We start from the raw sequence: 15,982 nt of genomic DNA on the forward strand, positions 1-15,982 counted from the left end.
GCATTGCCAGCACCATGCCCGGGCAGTATTCGTCCACCGCGCAGGACCTGGCGCGGGGCAAACCCACCGAGATCGACCACCTGAATGGCTACGTGGTCAAGCGCGGCGCCGCCTTGGGCGTGCCGACGCCGCTGAACCACGCGCTGCAGGTGCTGGTGAAGCTGGCCGAGATGAAGCGCGCTGCGGGCTGAACCGGGGGGGGCCGTCAGGCCAGCGCCGCCTCTTCCAGCAACCGCTCGCGCACTTCCTGCGCGGCCTGCACCATGTGGCGCAGGGCGGCTTCGGTCTCGGGCCAGCCCCGGGTTTTGAGGCCGCAGTCGGGGTTCACCCACAGGTGCTCCACGGGCACGACCTCGGCGGCTTTTTCCAGCAGCGCAGCCATCTCCTGCACGCCAGGCACGCGGGGCGAGTGGATGTCGTACACGCCAGGGCCGATCTCGTTCGGATATTTGAAGTCGCCAAAGCCCTGCAACAACTCCATGTCCGACCGGCTCGTCTCAATCGTGATCACATCGGCATCCATGGCCGCGATGGCGGGCAGGATGTCGTTGAACTCGCTGTAGCACATGTGGGTGTGGATCTGCGTGTCATTGCGCACGCCGCTGGCACTGATGCGGAAGGCGCGCGTGGCGCGCTCCAGATAGCTCTTCCACCCCGCGCGGCGCAGCGGCAGCCCTTCGCGGATCGCGGGCTCGTCGATCTGGATGATGGCGATGCCGGCGGCTTCGAGGTCGCACACCTCGTCGCGGATGGCCCAGGCGATCTGGTCGGCCGTGGTGGCGCGGGGCTGGTCGTCGCGCACAAAGCTCCATTGCAGGATGGTGATGGGGCCGGTGAGCATGCCTTTCATGGGTTTGGCGGTGAGGCTCTGCGCGTACTGCGTCCAGGCCACGGTCATGGGCGTGGGACGGGCCACGTCGCCGTAGATGATGGGCGGCTTCACGCAGCGCGAGCCATAGCTCTGCACCCAGCCGTTGGCGGTGAAGGCAAAGCCGTCGAGCTGCTCGCCAAAGTACTCGACCATGTCGTTGCGCTCGGCTTCGCCGTGCACCAGCACGTCAATGCCCAGGGCTTCCTGCTTGCGCACGGCCAGGGCAATTTCAGCTTCCATCTTCTGTTGGTAGTGGGCCGCATCCAGTGCCCCGCGCTTGAAGGCGGCGCGGGCCGCGCGGATCTCTGCCGTCTGCGGGAACGAGCCAATCGTGGTGGTGGGCAACAGCGGCAGCTTCAGCCGTGCGCGTTGGGCCTTTTGCCGGGCAGGGAAGGCGCTGGCGCGCTGATCGGCCCCCGGCGCGGCGGCTGCGATGCGGGCGGCCACGGTGGCGCGGTGCACACGCGGGCTGGCACGGCGTGCGGCCAGGGCGGTGCGGGCGGCGTGCAGTTCGTCGTCCACCGCCGCCTCGTCTTGTGACAAGGCGGTGGCAAGCACGCGCAGCTCGTCCAGTTTTTCCACCGCAAACGCCAGCCAAGACTTCACCTCGGCGTCCAGCTGTGTTTCGGCCTCCAAGCTGAACGGCACATGCAGCAGCGAGCACGACGGTGCCAGCCACAGCTCGCCCTGGTGCTTGTCGACCACGGGCCGCAGCTTTTGCAGCGCCGCATCCAGGTCGGTGCGCCAGATGTTGCGGCCGTCCACGATGCCCACCGACAGCACTTTGTGCGAGGGCAACCAGTCGGCCACGCCCACCAACTCGTCGGGGGCGCGCACGGCGTCCACATGCAGCCCGGCCACGGGCAGCTGGCAGGCCAGGCGCAGGTTCTCGGCCAGGGGCGAGAAGTAGGTGGCCAGCAGCAGCTTGGGCGCGCTGCGGGCGAGTTGCCAGTAGCTTGGCTCAAAGGCATGGCGCCACGCATCGGGCAGGTCCAGACCCAGGATGGGCTCGTCGATCTGCACCCATTCCACACCCTGGGCCTTCAGGCGCGCCAGCACGGCTTCGTACACCGGCAGCAACTGTTCTAGCAGGCTGAAGCGATCAAAGCCCGCCGTTTTGGATTTGCCCAGCCACAAAAAGCTCAGCGGCCCCAGCAGCACGGCCTTGACGCGGTGGCCCAGTGCCTGGGCCTCGGCCACCTCGGCAAACAGGCGCTCGCTGGCCAAGTGGAACTGGGTGTGGGCGCCGAACTCCGGCACGAGGTAGTGGTAGTTGGTGTCAAACCACTTGGTCATCTCCAGCGCGGGCTGGCCAGCGGTGTGGTGCGTAGCCTGGCAACCGGCGCTGCAGCTGGCGTGGCCTTCGGAGGCCTGTGCCGACACGCCCCGCGCCATCGCAAAGTAGCGGGCCAGTTCGGGTGTGTGGGCGTCAAAGCCAAAGCGCGCAGGCTCGCAGCCCAGCAACTGGATGTGGTTGGCCACATGGTCGTACAGCGCAAAGTCGCCCACGGTCACAAAGCCGAGGCCCGCATCGGCCTGCGCCTGCCAGTGCAACTGGCGCAACTGGGCGGCCGTGGCCTGCAGATCGGCCTCGGTGTTGTCACCGCGCCAGAAGGATTCGAGTGCGAATTTCAGCGCACGCTGCGCGCCCATGCGCGGAAAGCCCAGGGTGTGCGTGCGCACAGGGCGGCGGGTGGCGGCGGTTACGGAAACTGCGGCGAGCGACATGGTGATTTCCTTCTTCTGAATGGAGCAATGCAATGAAGGCACCGATGGTCGCGCGGGCTCGTTTATTATTCAAACGAAAGTTTTGGTCGATCAACTTGAAAATTAATAATGAATCAGTCGATTCTGGAAGTGCGCCACCTGCGCACGCTGGTGGCCTTGCGTGACAGCGGCAGCCTAGTGCGGGCCGCGCAGCTGCTCAACCTCACGCAGTCGGCGCTCTCGCACCAGATCAAGCTGCTGGAAGACCGCTACGGCCAGCCGCTGTTCGAGCGCAAGTCGGTGCCACCGCAGTTCACCGCCGTGGGCGAACGCCTGCTGGCGCTGGCCGATGCCATGCTGCCGCAGGTGGAAGGGGCTGAGCGCGACATCGCCCGCCTGGTGCTGGGGCAGGGCGGGCAGATGCGCATTGCGGTGGAATGCCACACCTGTTTTGACTGGCTGATGCCCGCGATGGACGCGTTTCGCACGCGCTGGCCCGAGGTGGAGCTGGACATCGTGAGCGGCTTTCACGCCGACCCGGTGGGCCTGCTGCACCAGGGCCGGGCCGATGTGGCCATCGTGTCGGAGGTGGATGGTGACGAGGCGGGCGTGGACTACCACGCGCTGTTTGGCTTTGAGATCCGTGCGCTGCTGGCCAACACGCACCCGCTGGTGGGCAAACCGCACCTGGTGGCGCAGGACTTTGCCGACCAGACCATCATCACCTACCCCGTGCCCGACGAGATGCTGGACCTGATCCGCCAGGTGCTGGAGCCCGCTGGCGTGCGCCCCCCGCGCCGCACCACCGAGCTGACGGTGGCCATGCTGCAGCTGGTGGCCAGTGGGCGCGGCGTGGCGGCGCTGCCGCTGTGGGCGGTGCAGAGTTACCTGGACCGGGGGTATGTGACGGCGCGGCCTATTGGTGATAAGGGCTTGCGCGGTGAGCTGCATGCCGCGTGCCTGCCCAGCCTGTCGGCCAAACCGTACCTGCAGGACTTTGTGCAGGTGACGCGCGAGACCAGTTTTGTGACGCTCAAGGGCGTGGAGCTGTTGTGACCGGATCAGGCGCGTACTTGTCGCCCACCTCCTCGCGCAGCGGGTGGGTGTCGTAGACGATGTTCATGTCGCGGATGCGGGTGCTGCCCGCGTCGAAGGTGAACACATCCACGCAGGTGAACGTCACTTCGCGCCCATCGTTCAATGTCCAGTCGTAGCGGAAGTAGGCGGCGACCCGCACGGCGCCGCCGTTGTCTGGTTGCGCGGAGACGAACAGATCCAGCACGGTGATCACGCTGCCGCTGGAAGCCTGGGCGAGCTTTTGGAAAAAGTCGCTCGCGCGCATGGTGCCCAGAAAGGGCGAATGCACCACGCCATCGTCTTCAAAGCAGGCAATCAGCCCGTCGGTGTGGCTGGCGTGCAGGTGGGCAAGGTAGGTGCGGACAGTGTCGATGGGGGTGTGGCTCATACGTGGCGATGCAAAGGGCGTGGAGTGGAGTGCGTAGCGTCGCCAACTCCGCGCCGCACGACAAGAGACAATGGTGGCTTATACATAAAAGGTGTTTATGTATCTGCGCTACTTGCAATACCTCCATGCGGTCATCGAACAAGGCTCGTTCGCCTTGGCGGCCAAGGCCTGCGGCGTGTCGCAGCCCGCGATCAGCCACGGCATGAAAGCACTGCAAGCCCACTTTGCACAACCCTTGCTGGTGCGCGAAGGGCGCCGCCATGTGCCCACCGACCTGGCCCGGGCCGTGGCTGCGCAGGCGCTGCCGCTGGCACAGGGGGTGGAGGCGCTGCACCGCGCTTCGGTGGCTGCGCCAGACCGGCATCGGCTGCGAGTGGGGCTCACGTCTTCAGCAGCGCTGGTCTGCGGCCCGCTGCTGTATGCCAGCTGGTGCCTGCCCAACACCCGGCGCTCGCTGGAGATGGCGACGGCCGATGAAGGCAGTCTGCTGGACGGCCTGCTGCAGCGGCGTTTTGATGCGGTCATTGCCCCCAAACCGCGCAAGTTTGCGCATCCCGATGTGACGGAGCGCCCCCTGTACGAGTTGCATCCCCAGGTCTATGCGCGCAAGGGCCACCCATTGGTCCGGGCCCAGTCGCTGGCGCAACTGCAGGGCGCTGCGTGGGCCTGTGTGGGGCCCAGCGTCAGCGGGCCGGTGGATGTGTTGACGGAAGCGCACCGTGTGCGCCGTATGCCAGCCCCCAAGATGTCCGTGCGCTGCCCCGACTTTGCCAGCCTGTTGCACCTGGTGGCGCAGTCCGATCTGCTGGCTGTTGTGCCGCACCCTGCGTTGCTGGGCGGCGCGTCCACGCTGGTGGCGCCCCTGCGGCTGGCGGAATCTCTGCCGCTGTATGGCATGTGGCTGTTCGAACCCCGGGGCTACAAGTCACGGCTGGGCCCCGAGGTGTTTGCGCCTGCGGGCTGAGTCTGGCGCGCAGGCGCTGACCGAAACATTGCAAGGGGAATCAGTGTTTGAAATTGGTGTTGCAAGACTCCATAATCGCTTTCCTCATCCCTTCACCGATCCTTTGCACCATGCACCATCCGCAGCGCCGCCCACACTCAGCCCCTTCGTTTGTCCGCCCCCTGATGGCCTCGCTGGCGCTGGCGTTTGCCGCCGCCGTGGCCCACGCTGCGCCTGTGGCTGATGTCCATGCGCTGGCCCAGAAAGAGCAGCAGCCGCTGCTCGACACCCTGCGTGACCTGGTGCACATCGAGTCGGGCAGCAAGGACATCGAGGGCCTGAACCAGATCGCCGAGCGCATTGCCAGCCAGCTCAAGCAACTGGGCGGCACGGTGGATGTGCTGCAAACCAGCGACATCTACCGACTCGACGACACCCCCGAAAAGGTGGGCCCTGCCGTGCAGGCCGTGTTCAAGGGCACGGGCAGCAAGAAGATCATGCTCATCGCGCACATGGACACGGTGTACCTCAAAGGCATGCTCAAAGGCCAGCCGTTCCGCATCGATGGCGACAAGGCCTATGGCCTGGGCATTTCGGACGACAAGCAGGGCATCGCGCTCATCATCCACACCGTGGCCTTGCTGCAAAAGCTCAACTTCAAGGACTACGGCACGCTCACCGTGCTGATCAACGGTGACGAAGAAATCAGCTCACCCGGCTGGCGCAGCACCATCACCCGCGTGGCGGCTGAACAAGATGTGGTGTTCTCCTTCGAAGGCGGCGGCACCGACGGCACACTGCGCCTGGCCACCAGCGGCATTGGGGCGGCCTACCTCACGGTGCAGGGCAAGGCGTCGCACGCCGGGGCCAAACCGGAAGATGGCGTGAACGCGCTGTACGAGCTGTCGCACCAGCTGCTGCAAATGAAGGACTTGTCCAAGACCGACGAGGGCCTCAAGCTGAACTGGTCGGTGTCCAAGGCAGGTACCAACCGCAACGTGATTCCGGCCGAAGCCACGGCCCAGGCCGATGCGCGCGCGCTGCGTGTGGCGGACTTTGAAGGGCTGGAGAAAGGCCTGCAAGAGAAGGTGAAGAGCAAGCTGCTGCCCGCATCCAAGGTGGATGTGAAGTTTGAAGTGCGCCGCCCGCCGCTGGAGGCCAGCGACGCATCCCGCCGCGTGGCGGGTTACGGCAAGGTCATCTACCAGGAGCTGGGCATGTCGCTCAATGTGGTGGAAAAAGCCACCGGCGGCGGCACCGACGCAGCTTTTGCGGCGCTCAAGACCAGGGGCGCGGTGGTGGAGGGCATGGGCCTGTCGGGCTACGGCGCGCACTCCAACGATGCGGAGTACGTGCAGATCAACACCATCGTGCCGCGCCTGTACCTGGCCACGCGCATGATCATGGACATCTCGCGCGACCGCGTGAAGTGACGCGCTGAACTGCCCCACACCCTCCCTGTGAGGGCAGCTGCGTCACGCAGGGCGCCGTGGCGGGCTCAAGCGCCCGGCGTGCCCGGCACCGGCGTGCGCACGGTGCCCGTCGCAAAGAAGGATGCCAGGTTCTCCAGCACCAGGTCTGCCATGGCGCGACGGGTTTCGTGGGTGGCGCTGGCGGTGTGCGGGGTCAGCACCACGTTGTCCAGCGCCATCAGCGCGGCGGGCACGCTGGGTTCGTTCTCAAACACGTCCAGCCCGGCGCCGGCAATGCGGCGCTCGGTCAGCGCATCGATCAGTGCCGCCTCGTCCACCACAGTGCCACGCGCCACATTGATGAGAAATCCGTTGGGGCCCAAGGCCTCCAGCACATCGCGGTTGACGAGGTGGCGCGTTGCAGCGCCGCCTGCAACGGTGAGCACGAGGTAGTCGGCCCACTGCGCCAGCGCGGTCACCGACTCGAAGTAGGGCAGTGCGCATTCCTGCGCCGGGCGGCGGTTGTGGTACCCCACCTCCATGCGAAAGCCGCTCGCACGCTCGGCCACGGCCTGCCCGATGCGGCCCATGCCCACGATGCCCAGCCGCTTGCCGGACACGCGGGTGCCCAGTGCGTATCTGGCCTTCGGCCATTCACCACGGCGCACAAAACGGTCGCTGGCGGCCACGTGGCGTGACACATCCAGCATCAGTGCGAACGCCATGTCGGCCACACAGTCGTTGAGCACGCCGGGTGTGTAGCCCACCTGCACACCGCGGGCCTTGGCTGCATCGATGTCCAGCGCATCAAAACCCACGCCAAAACTGCTGATGACCCGAAGGTTGGGCAATGCCGCAATGACTTCGCCCTTGAGGCCGATGGCTGCGGTGGTCACCACCCCCGTGAACTCCGCACCGTGCGACGCCAGAAAAGCCGCCGGATCGGTCTGGTCGGCCAGGCAGGCGACGCTGTAATGGGCCGCCAGTTCGGCCTCCAGTGCAGGAAGGGGCAGGCGGCCGATTTGCAGGATGCGATGGGGAGTCGTGGTCATGGTTTCGTGGGGCAACAGTGCCAAAAAATGCAAGGGGCGGCATACGGCGGCACACAGCCGCCCCGATGTGTCTACATCATGCCGCGACGCGCACGGCCTGGCGCGCCAGCAGCTTCCACTGGCCCCCTTGCTGTTGCCACACGCCCAGGATCTTGATCTGCACCTTACCGGGCTTGCCCGAGTCGTTGGTGTCGGCCGTGAGGGTGTGGCGCACGATGGCGGTGTTGCCCACCACCTTGATGGTCTGGTCGGTGATGGCGATGGTCACGAAGTCGGACTTGCCAGCGATCAGGTCGCCGATGAAGCTGTCCTTGGTGTCCACGCGGCCGCCCGAATGGCCGTAGCTCAGGTCGTCGGCGACGAGGGCGGTCAGTGCAGCGGGCGTGGGGTCAATCATGGCCACGCGCAGCTTTTCTGCGGCGGCAGCCACTGCCTGTTCGGTCGATGCCGAGGAGGCTGTAGCTGCCGCACCCGTGGCGCAACCTGCGAGCGCGGCAATGGTCACGGCAGCGGCCGCGGCGAGAACGATTTGCTTGAACATTTTGTCTGTCTCCGTTGTTGTGTTGGGGTTTTGGGAATGGGCGTGCCACGACTGCCTCCGGACCTGTGCACGGCCGGGCCCGGGGTGTAGGGGTGTCTGCAATGGGAGCAAAAAACGAGGGCCTGGTGAACCAGGCCCGGCGCCAGACCGCGCTTACTGCGGCCCGAGCTTGTCAATCAGCGCCTTGAGCTCTTCCATCTCATGGGGCTTGAGGTCCGTCAGCGGCGCCCGCACCGGCCCGCCGTCATGGCCCACGATGCGTGCCCCCGCCTTGATGATCGACACGCCATAGCCCTCCACCCGGTTGCGGATGGCCAGGTACGGCATGAAGAACGACTTGAGCAGCCGGTGCTGCGTGGCTGTGTCATCGCTGGCCACCGCCTTGTAGAACTCCATCGCCGTCTTGGGGATGAAGTTGAACACCGCCGATGAATACACCGGCGTGCCCAGCGCCTTGTAGGCAGCGGCATACACCTCTGCCGTGGGCAGACCGCCCAGGTACGAAAAGCGGTCCCCCATCTTCATGTAGATGGAAGACATGGTCTCGATGTTGCCCACACCGTCCTTGAACCCCACCAGGTTCGGACAACGCTCGGCCAGGATGGCCAGGGACTCGGCCGTGAGCTTGGTGCGGTCGCGGTTGTAGACGATCACACCGAACTTCACGCTCTTGCAGACCTGCTCCACATGGGCGATCAGGCCTTCCTGGCCAGCTTCGGTCAGGTAATGCGGCAACAGCAGGATGCCATGGGCGCCCAGGCGCTCGGCCTCCTGGGCATGGGCAATGGCCGTGCGGGTGGGGCCACCGGCCCCGGCAATGATCGGTACCTTGCCCCGGCAGGTATCCACGGCCGTCTTGATGACCTCGCTGTACTCGGGGCCCGAGAGCGAGAAGTACTCACCCGTGCCACCGGCGGCAAACAGGGCGCTGGCGCCGTAGGGGGCGAGCCACTCCAGGCGCTCGATGTAGGTCTTGGGGCGGAAGTTGCCCTGCTCGTCGAAGTCGGTGATGGGGAACGAGAGCAGGCCGGAGCCCATGATGGTTTTGAGTTCTTGCGGGGTCATGGTGAAAAGCGGGCGGTGGGTAAGAGGTTATCGAAGGTCGTACAAGTCACAGAATTTCTGCTCTAAAAGGGGAAATTTCTGCGATTTATGCAAATGTTAACGTTAACATCATCAGACAACACAGTGAAAACCCTTATGTTGACGAATTTCACTGGAGTGCCGTCGCACAGGAGCGTGCACGGTGCGAGCCCGAAGTCACGCGCCCTTTAGACTCCACCACCATGCAAGCTCCTGATCCGGCCCGCACTGCCCCACCCTCCGGCCGCGACCGCTCGGCGGTCACGCTGCGCGAGGTGGCCGAACGGGCAGGCGTGTCGATGATTACCGTGTCTCGCGCCATCAACACGCCGCAGCAGGTGTCTGAGCGCACACGGCAACGGGTTCAGGAAGCCGTTTCCGCCTTGGGCTATGTGCCCAACCTGGTGGCAGGCGGGTTGCGTTCGGCGCGCAGCCATGTGGTGACGGCACTGGTCCCCACGCTCACGGGGCCACTGTTTGGTGAAATGGTGCAGGCCCTCACCGATGCGCTGGAACTGCGCGGCTTTCAGGTCATGGTGGGCCAGGTGGGCTACGCCCGTTCACGCGAAGACGAGTTGCTGCGCGCCATCGTGGGCCGGCGGCCCGATGGGATCGTGCTCACGGGGGTCATGCACTCACCCGAGGGGCGGCGGTTGCTGATGGCCTCGGGCATTCCGGTGGTGGAAACCTGGGACTTCACGGACACCCCGATCGACATGCTGGTCGGCCTGCGCCACGAAGCGCTGGGCGCCGCCGTGTGCGAGCACCTGTTCGCCAGGGGACGGCGACGGCTGGCGCTGCTCAGTGGCGGAGACGAGCGCGCGGCGCGGCGCGCTCAGGGCTTTGCCGACGCCGCCGCGCACCTGGGTCTGCGCCCGCCCGCCGTGCGACTGGGTAAATCACCCACCACCCACGCAGATGGCCGTACCGGGCTCGCAGCCCTGCTGGCCGACGTGCCCGATATCGACGCAGTGTTCTGCAGCTCCGACACGCTCGCCCTGGGCGTGCTCACCGAAGCCAGGGCCCGCGCAATCGCAGTGCCTCAGCAACTCGCGGTGATGGGGTTTGGCGACATCGACTTTGCCGAGACCGTCAGCCCGGCTCTTTCCAGCGTACGCATCGACGGCACACGCATGGGCCAGACAGCGGCTCAGTGGATTGCCGACCGGGCCGAGGGCAAGGCAGTCGCCCAGCCCGTGGTAGACATCGGCTTTTCCATCGTGGAGCGCAGCAGCAGCTGAGCGCTGCAAGACCCTGCGCCAAAGGCCGGGCCAATCCCCTGCGACTTACGCCCGGTAGACCAGCGCTATGGCCCGTGCTTCCATGGCCAGCCCCTGCCCTACCGGGCCCAGGCGCTCGGCCGTCTTGGCTTTCACATTGACCTGGTCCTCTGCCACACCCACCGCGCGGGCGATGGCGGCCCGCATGCCGGGGATGTGCGCCGCCAGGCGTGGGGCCTGGGCGACAACCGTGCTGTCGATGTTGCCGATCTCAAAGCCCGCTGCGCGCACCCGCCGCGCCGCCTCGGCCAGCAGCACGCCCGAGTCTGCGCCCCGGAACGCAGCATCGGTGTCGGGGAAATGGCGGCCAATGTCTCCCAGTGCCGCCGCGCCCAGCAGCGCGTCAGTGATGGCGTGCAGCAATACGTCGGCGTCCGAGTGGCCCAGCAGGCCTGTCGGGTGAGGAATCTCTACCCCACCAATCACCAGGCGGCGGCCGGGCACCAGCGCATGTACGTCCCAGCCTTCTCCAATCCTGAAATTCATTTGTCTGCCTTTGTGAAGGTTTGTGTGAGGAGTCGCGGGGAACGTCGGACGGTTTCCCTCGATGAGCAACGCAGTCAGCGCGCCAGTGATGCCGGCAGCGCCATGCGCAGCGGACTAAAAAAGATTCTTCTTGCCAGGGGCCGTACTCACCTGCCCCCGCTCCCCGCCAAAGCGCTCCAGCGTGGTGCTGTGCGCACGCTGGGCCAGCACCGCAGCCGCCAGCGCGAAATCGTCCGGGTAAGTGACCTTGAAATTCTGTGCCCCTCCGGGCACTAGCCGGGGGTGAAAACCCAGGGCCTCCATCGCACTGGCTTCATCGGTCACGTTGGAGCCCACCTTGTCGATGGCCTCCATCAGCGGGCCGATGCGGAACATCTGCGGCGTCTGCGCCAGCCACTTGTCGCTGCGGTCCACAGTAGAGGCCACGCGCACGCCGCCCGGGCCGTCGATGGAAGTCTTGAGCGTGTCGGCCAGCTTGTGCGCCAACAGGCCACCCACACTGTCGCCCGCGCATTGGTCGATGAGCGCATCGATCTGCTCTGAGGTCACGAGGCAGCGCGCTGCGTCATGCACCAGCACCCAGTCGCCAGGTTGGGCACCACGATCCAGCAGCGCCTTGAGGCCACCCAGCACCGTGTCGGCACGCGTGGGGCCACCACACTCCACCACAAAAAATGCGGGATGGGCATGGGCATCCAGAAAGTGATCCCCCGGCGCCACGGCCACCAGCGTCCCCAGCAAGCGCCCGACTCCAGCAAACGCAGCCAGTGTGTGCAGCACCATCGGATGGCCTGCCACCAGGTGGTATTGCTTGGGCAACGGGGCAACCGCCACGGGTGCATTGGCAGACAGCGCTGAGGCGGGCGAAAAAGCCGCCACGGTCGATGCCTGCACAGGCTGTGCTGAAGGGGCCATGCCTGCGCCTGCCGGCACGGCCCGCGACCCGACCCCTGCACAGGGCACCAAGGCCCAAAAACGCCCTTGGGCCGACAAGGGGGTGAGCGAAGGGTGCAACAGAGGAGCAGTCATGGAGCGCTCATTCTAAAATCTCCCGTTGCCCCCGATCCAGCCCGTGCGTGTTTCGCGCCCCTGGGGATGCGGTGGGCCCACTGACGACACCGTCCGCATGGAACTCCCCAAACTCTCCCCCGGAAAACGCTTTGCCCTGCCCCGCCCCGTGGGCAGCGCCGACTCCCTGCTGCTGGCACGCCTGGCCGAGCGCGACAAGGCCGCTGGCCACACCACCGCCATCGTCACGTCCGACGCCACCGATGCACAGCGGCTCATCGACGAAATGGCCTTTTTTGCGCCGGGCCTGCGCTGCGCACTGTTCCCCGACTGGGAGACGCTGCCTTACGACACCTTCTCCCCGCACCAAGACCTGATCAGCGAGCGGCTGGCCACGCTGTGGCGCATCTCGCAAGGCGAAGCCGATGTCGTGCTGGTGCCCGCCACCACCGCGTTGTACCGGCTCGCGCCGCCCTCCTTCCTCGCGGGCTACACCTTCCACTTCAAGGTCAAGCAAAAGCTCGACGAGGCCAAGTTCAAGGCCCAGCTCACGCTGGCGGGCTACAGCCATGTCTCGCAGGTGGTGAGCCCGGGCGAGTACGCCGTGCGCGGCGGGCTGATCGACCTGTTCCCCATGGGCTCGCTCGTACCCTTCCGCGTGGACCTGTTCGACGACGAGATCGACAGCATCCGCACCTTCGACCCCGACAGCCAGCGCAGCCTGTACCCCGTGCCCGAGGTGCGCCTGCTGCCCGGGCGCGAGTTCCCCATGGACGACGAGGCGCGCGCCAAGTTCCGCAGCCGCTGGCGCGAGATGCTCGAGGGCGACCCGACCAAGAGCCGCATCTACAAGGACATGGGCGCGGGCGTGGCCACGGCCGGCATCGAGTACTACCTGCCGCTGTTCTTCGACGAGACCGCCACCGTGTTCGACTACCTGGGCGGCGAGGCCACCGTGGTGCTGCACGGCGACCTGGAGCCCGCCTTCCAGCGCTTCTGGCAGGACACGAAAGACCGCTTTCGCCTGGTGCAGGGCGACCCCGAGCGCCCGGTGCTGCCACCCGAGGCGCTGTTCCTCTCGGCGGACCAGTTCTACACGCGCGCCAAGGAGCATGCCCAGCTGTCCATCCGCCCCGGCGTGGAGGACATTGCCGACAACCCGCACTTCCAGAAGCTGGGCGACCTGTCGGTGGTGCGTGGTGCCGAAGACCCGCTGGCCCGGCTGCACGCCCATATCCGCAACACGCAACACCGCGTGCTGCTGCTGGCTGAAAGCGATGGCCGGCGCGAGAGCCTGCTCGACTTTCTGCGCGCCAGCGGGGTGAATCCACCGGCCTTCGACTCGCTGGTCGAGTTCCAGGGCGCGGACGATGAGAAGGTGGGCATCGCCACCGCCGGCCTCACCGTGGGCTTCAGCTGGATCGAGGACGGCATCGACTTCGTCACCGAGACCGAACTCTTCGCCGCCGGCCCCACCACGCGCCGGCGCAAAAAGCAGGAGCAGGTGAGCGACGTCGAGGCGCTGATCAAGGACCTGGCCGAGCTCAACGTGGGCGACCCCGTGGTACACAGCGCGCACGGCATCGGCCGCTACCGCGGCCTGGTCAACATGGACGTGGGCAACAAGAACCCCGACGGCACGCCCGCCATGCAGGAGTTCCTGCATCTGGAATACGCCGACAAGGCCGTGCTCTATGTGCCCGTAAGCCAGCTGCAGCTGATCAGCCGCTACACCGGCGTGAGCGCCGACGAAGCACCGCTGCACAAGCTGGGCAGCGGCCAGTGGGAAAAGGCCAAGCGCAAGGCCGCCGAGCAGGTGCGCGACAGCGCGGCCGAGCTGCTCAACATCTACGCCCGCCGCGCGGCGCGCGAAGGCCACGCCTTCCGCTACAGCCCGCAGGACTACGAGACCTTTGCCAACGACTTCGGCTTTGAAGAAACGGCCGACCAGAACGCCGCCATCCACGCGGTGATCCAGGACATGATCAGCCCGCGCCCCATGGACCGCCTGGTCTGCGGCGACGTGGGCTTCGGCAAGACCGAGGTGGCGCTGCGCGCGGCCTTCGTGGCCGTCACGGGCGGCAAGCAGGTGGCCTTCCTCGCGCCCACGACCCTGCTGGCCGAGCAGCACTACCAGACGCTGGTAGACCGCTTCAGCAAATGGCCGGTGAAGGTGGCCGAGGTGTCGCGCTTTCGCTCGGGCAAGGAGATCACCGCCGCCATCAAGGGCATCGGCGACGGCACGGTGGACATCGTGGTGGGCACGCACAAGCTGCTCTCCGAATCCACCAAGTTCCACAACCTGGGCCTGCTCATCATCGACGAGGAACACCGCTTCGGCGTGCGCCACAAGGAGCAGATGAAGGCCCTGCGCGCCGAGGTGGACGTGCTCACCCTCACAGCCACGCCCATCCCGCGCACGCTGGGCATGGCGCTCGAAGGCCTGCGCGACCTGTCGGTCATCGCCACCGCGCCGCAGCGGCGCCTGGCGATCAAGACCTTTGTGCGCAACGAGGGCACGGGCGTGATCCGCGAGGCGGTGCTGCGTGAATTGAAGCGCGGCGGGCAGTGCTACTTCCTGCACAACGAGGTGGAGACCATCGAGAACCGCCGCCAGAAGCTCGAAGAAATATTGCCCGAGGCCCGCATCGCCGTGGCCCACGGCCAGATGCCGGAGCGCGAACTGGAGCGCGTGATGCGCGACTTCGTTGCCCAGCGCTACAACATCCTGCTGTGCTCGACCATCATCGAGACCGGCATCGACGTGCCCACGGCCAACACCATCATCATGAGCCGCGCCGACAAGTTCGGCCTGGCGCAGCTGCACCAGCTGCGCGGCCGCGTGGGCCGCAGCCACCACCAGGCGTACGCCTACCTGATGGTGCCCGACACCGAGGGCCTGACCAAGCAGGCCGCGCAGCGGCTCGATGCCATCCAGCAGATGGAAGAACTGGGCAGCGGCTTCTACCTGGCCATGCACGACCTGGAGATCCGCGGCGCCGGCGAGGTGCTGGGCGAGAACCAGAGCGGCAACATGCTGGAGGTGGGCTTCCAGCTGTACAACGAGATGCTCAATGAAGCCGTCAAGGCACTCAAGGCCGGCAAGGAGCCGGACCTGCTCAGCCCGCTGAGCGTGACCACCGACATCAACCTGCACGCCCCCGCCCTGCTGCCCGACGACTACTGCGGCGACGTGCACCTGCGCCTGTCGTTCTACAAGAAGCTGGCCACGGCCAAGACGCCCGACCAGATCGACGGCCTGCTCGAAGAGATCGTGGACCGCTTCGGCAAGCTGCCGCCGCAGGCGCAGACCCTCATCGACGTGCACCGCCTGCGCGTGCTGAGCCAGCCCTACGGCGTGGTCAAGGTGGATGCCGCCCCGGGCGTCATCAACATCACCTTCAAGCCCCAGCCGCCCATCGACCCGATGCGCATCATTGAACTGATTCAGAAGAACAAGCACATCAAGCTGGCGGGCAACGAGAAGCTGCGCATCGAGCGCGAGCTGAAGGAGCCCAAGGACCGCGCACAGATGGTGCGGGACATTCTGCGCAGCCTGGGGCAACCCGTGGTGGCTGCATAGCACTTTACAAGCCAGAGAGGCCACAAGCGCTAGTGAATCATGCGCTGATAGCTATCAAAAGAGAAGCAAAACAATGTGGCTGGAGTCTCTTGTCGCGCTGGTGGCCCTGACGACCGCCTTGGTCACGCGGCCCTGGCGCTTGCTGGCCAGCCGCACGCCGCTGGAGCACGAGTCCCATGGCGCGGCGTCCCCGCTGTGGACGCCATTGCTCGCCACGCTGGTGTTTCTGCCCTGGCTGTGGGCGCTGCCCACGCTGCACGCCATGCCGCTGCAATTGCAATGGTCGGGCGCGTGCCTCGTGGTGCTGATGCTGGGCTGGCCGCTGGCCATCCCCGTGCTGCTGGCGGTGGGCGCCATTGCGGGCCTGCTCTCACCCGCCCTGGACTGGGCCGATGCGCTGGGCGCTGCCATCTGGCTGGGGGTCGTGCCCGCCACGCTGGCCCTGGCGCTGGGCGCGCTGGTCCGGCGCTTTGTCGGTACGCAGCCATTTGTGTACGTGCTGGGCCGCGCGTTTCTGGGCACCGTGGCCTGCGTGTTTGCTGCCGGTGTGC

At 66.3% G+C, this 15,982-nt stretch carries 14 protein-coding genes; 7 read left to right on the top strand and 7 right to left on the bottom strand.

Annotated elements, in window-relative coordinates:
• On the top strand, positions 1-191 hold a 191-nt coding region (locus AC04MI_RS17395), incomplete at its 5' end, for a ketopantoate reductase family protein (RefSeq protein ID WP_476498260.1).
• Between the two features lie 14 nt (positions 192-205).
• Here the strand turns inward: AC04MI_RS17395 and metE are convergent.
• Positions 206-2,599, bottom strand: a complete 2,394-nt coding sequence (gene metE, locus AC04MI_RS17400; RefSeq protein WP_436077438.1) for a 5-methyltetrahydropteroyltriglutamate--homocysteine S-methyltransferase — start codon at positions 2,597-2,599, stop codon at positions 206-208.
• Between the two features lie 108 nt (positions 2,600-2,707).
• Here metE and AC04MI_RS17405 point away from each other — a divergent pair, with 108 nt between their 5' ends.
• On the top strand, positions 2,708-3,634 hold the full coding sequence (locus AC04MI_RS17405) for a LysR family transcriptional regulator (protein WP_436077437.1): 927 nt from the start codon (positions 2,708-2,710) through the stop codon (positions 3,632-3,634).
• Here the strand turns inward: AC04MI_RS17405 and AC04MI_RS17410 are convergent.
• Positions 3,612-4,043, bottom strand: a complete 432-nt coding sequence (locus tag AC04MI_RS17410; RefSeq protein WP_146870975.1) for a nuclear transport factor 2 family protein — start codon at positions 4,041-4,043, stop codon at positions 3,612-3,614. The two genes, AC04MI_RS17405 and AC04MI_RS17410, sit on opposite strands and share 23 nt — an antisense overlap.
• Positions 4,044-4,140: 97 nt before the next feature.
• On the opposite strand from AC04MI_RS17410, the gene AC04MI_RS17415 reads away from it, so the two are divergent.
• Together AC04MI_RS17415 and AC04MI_RS17420 are read left to right on the top strand one after the other, a co-directional pair.
• Positions 4,141-5,007: a LysR family transcriptional regulator gene (locus AC04MI_RS17415; protein ID WP_436077436.1), complete on the top strand. Its 867-nt coding sequence runs from the start codon at positions 4,141-4,143 to the stop codon at positions 5,005-5,007.
• A 110-nt stretch (positions 5,008-5,117) separates the two neighbouring features.
• On the top strand, positions 5,118-6,419 hold the full coding sequence (locus tag AC04MI_RS17420; protein ID WP_436077435.1) for a M20/M25/M40 family metallo-hydrolase: 1,302 nt from the start codon (positions 5,118-5,120) through the stop codon (positions 6,417-6,419).
• 65 nt (positions 6,420-6,484) lie between these two features.
• Here the strand turns inward: AC04MI_RS17420 and AC04MI_RS17425 are convergent, their stop codons facing one another.
• The 3 genes from AC04MI_RS17425 to kdgD all read right to left on the bottom strand — a co-directional run bounded on the left by AC04MI_RS17425 (position 6,485) and on the right by kdgD (position 9,056).
• A complete protein-coding gene (locus AC04MI_RS17425) occupies positions 6,485-7,450 on the bottom strand; it encodes a 2-hydroxyacid dehydrogenase (protein ID WP_436077434.1) in 966 nt (321 codons plus the stop codon).
• 76 nt (positions 7,451-7,526) lie between these two features.
• The gene (locus tag AC04MI_RS17430) at positions 7,527-7,991 is read right to left on the bottom strand and encodes a nuclear transport factor 2 family protein (protein ID WP_056062526.1); all 465 of its coding nucleotides are present in this window, start codon (positions 7,989-7,991) and stop codon (positions 7,527-7,529) included.
• A 153-nt stretch (positions 7,992-8,144) separates the two neighbouring features.
• Positions 8,145-9,056, bottom strand: a complete 912-nt coding sequence (kdgD, locus tag AC04MI_RS17435) for a 5-dehydro-4-deoxyglucarate dehydratase (RefSeq protein WP_056062529.1) — start codon at positions 9,054-9,056, stop codon at positions 8,145-8,147.
• A gap of 221 nt (positions 9,057-9,277) precedes the next feature.
• Between kdgD and AC04MI_RS17440 the strand changes: the two genes are divergently transcribed.
• A complete protein-coding gene (locus AC04MI_RS17440; RefSeq protein WP_436079043.1) occupies positions 9,278-10,315 on the top strand; it encodes a LacI family DNA-binding transcriptional regulator in 1,038 nt (345 codons plus the stop codon).
• A 45-nt stretch (positions 10,316-10,360) separates the two neighbouring features.
• On the opposite strand, the gene ispF is transcribed toward AC04MI_RS17440, so the two are convergent.
• Positions 10,361-10,840 (bottom strand): 2-C-methyl-D-erythritol 2,4-cyclodiphosphate synthase, encoded by a 480-nt coding sequence (gene ispF / locus AC04MI_RS17445; protein WP_056064230.1) that lies wholly within the window; start codon positions 10,838-10,840, stop codon positions 10,361-10,363.
• Positions 10,841-10,954: 114 nt separating this feature from the next.
• Positions 10,955-11,869 carry an IspD/TarI family cytidylyltransferase gene (locus tag AC04MI_RS17450; protein ID WP_436079044.1) on the bottom strand — a complete coding sequence of 305 codons (915 nt, stop codon included), beginning with the start codon at positions 11,867-11,869 and terminating at the stop codon, positions 10,955-10,957.
• Positions 11,870-11,966: 97 nt separating this feature from the next.
• On the opposite strand from AC04MI_RS17450, the gene mfd reads away from it, so the two are divergent.
• Together mfd and AC04MI_RS17460 are read left to right on the top strand one after the other, a co-directional pair.
• Positions 11,967-15,431 carry a transcription-repair coupling factor gene (gene mfd, locus AC04MI_RS17455; protein ID WP_436079045.1) on the top strand — a complete coding sequence of 1,155 codons (3,465 nt, stop codon included), beginning with the start codon at positions 11,967-11,969 and terminating at the stop codon, positions 15,429-15,431.
• Positions 15,432-15,504: 73 nt separating this feature from the next.
• A partial coding sequence (locus AC04MI_RS17460) for a hypothetical protein (RefSeq protein ID WP_476498262.1) occupies positions 15,505-15,982 on the top strand: 478 nt, incomplete at its 3' end.

It is taken from the genome of Acidovorax sp. LjRoot204, from assembly GCF_056175785.1.

Excerpts from the sequence above, each read along its gene's own strand:
- metE (WP_436077438.1), bottom strand. The coding sequence starts at position 2,599 with ATGTCGCTCGCCGCAGTTTCCGTAACCGCCGCCACCCGCCGCCCTGTG.
- AC04MI_RS17405 (WP_436077437.1), top strand. The coding sequence starts at position 2,708 with ATGAATCAGTCGATTCTGGAAGTGCGCCACCTGCGCACGCTGGTGGCC.
- AC04MI_RS17410 (WP_146870975.1), bottom strand. The coding sequence starts at position 4,043 with ATGAGCCACACCCCCATCGACACTGTCCGCACCTACCTTGCCCACCTG.
- AC04MI_RS17415 (WP_436077436.1), top strand. The coding sequence starts at position 4,141 with ATGTATCTGCGCTACTTGCAATACCTCCATGCGGTCATCGAACAAGGC.
- AC04MI_RS17420 (WP_436077435.1), top strand. The coding sequence starts at position 5,118 with ATGCACCATCCGCAGCGCCGCCCACACTCAGCCCCTTCGTTTGTCCGC.
- AC04MI_RS17425 (WP_436077434.1), bottom strand. The coding sequence starts at position 7,450 with ATGACCACGACTCCCCATCGCATCCTGCAAATCGGCCGCCTGCCCCTT.
- AC04MI_RS17430 (WP_056062526.1), bottom strand. The coding sequence starts at position 7,991 with ATGTTCAAGCAAATCGTTCTCGCCGCGGCCGCTGCCGTGACCATTGCC.
- kdgD (WP_056062529.1), bottom strand. The coding sequence starts at position 9,056 with ATGACCCCGCAAGAACTCAAAACCATCATGGGCTCCGGCCTGCTCTCG.
- AC04MI_RS17440 (WP_436079043.1), top strand. The coding sequence starts at position 9,278 with ATGCAAGCTCCTGATCCGGCCCGCACTGCCCCACCCTCCGGCCGCGAC.
- ispF (WP_056064230.1), bottom strand. The coding sequence starts at position 10,840 with ATGAATTTCAGGATTGGAGAAGGCTGGGACGTACATGCGCTGGTGCCC.
- AC04MI_RS17450 (WP_436079044.1), bottom strand. The coding sequence starts at position 11,869 with ATGACTGCTCCTCTGTTGCACCCTTCGCTCACCCCCTTGTCGGCCCAA.
- mfd (WP_436079045.1), top strand. The coding sequence starts at position 11,967 with ATGGAACTCCCCAAACTCTCCCCCGGAAAACGCTTTGCCCTGCCCCGC.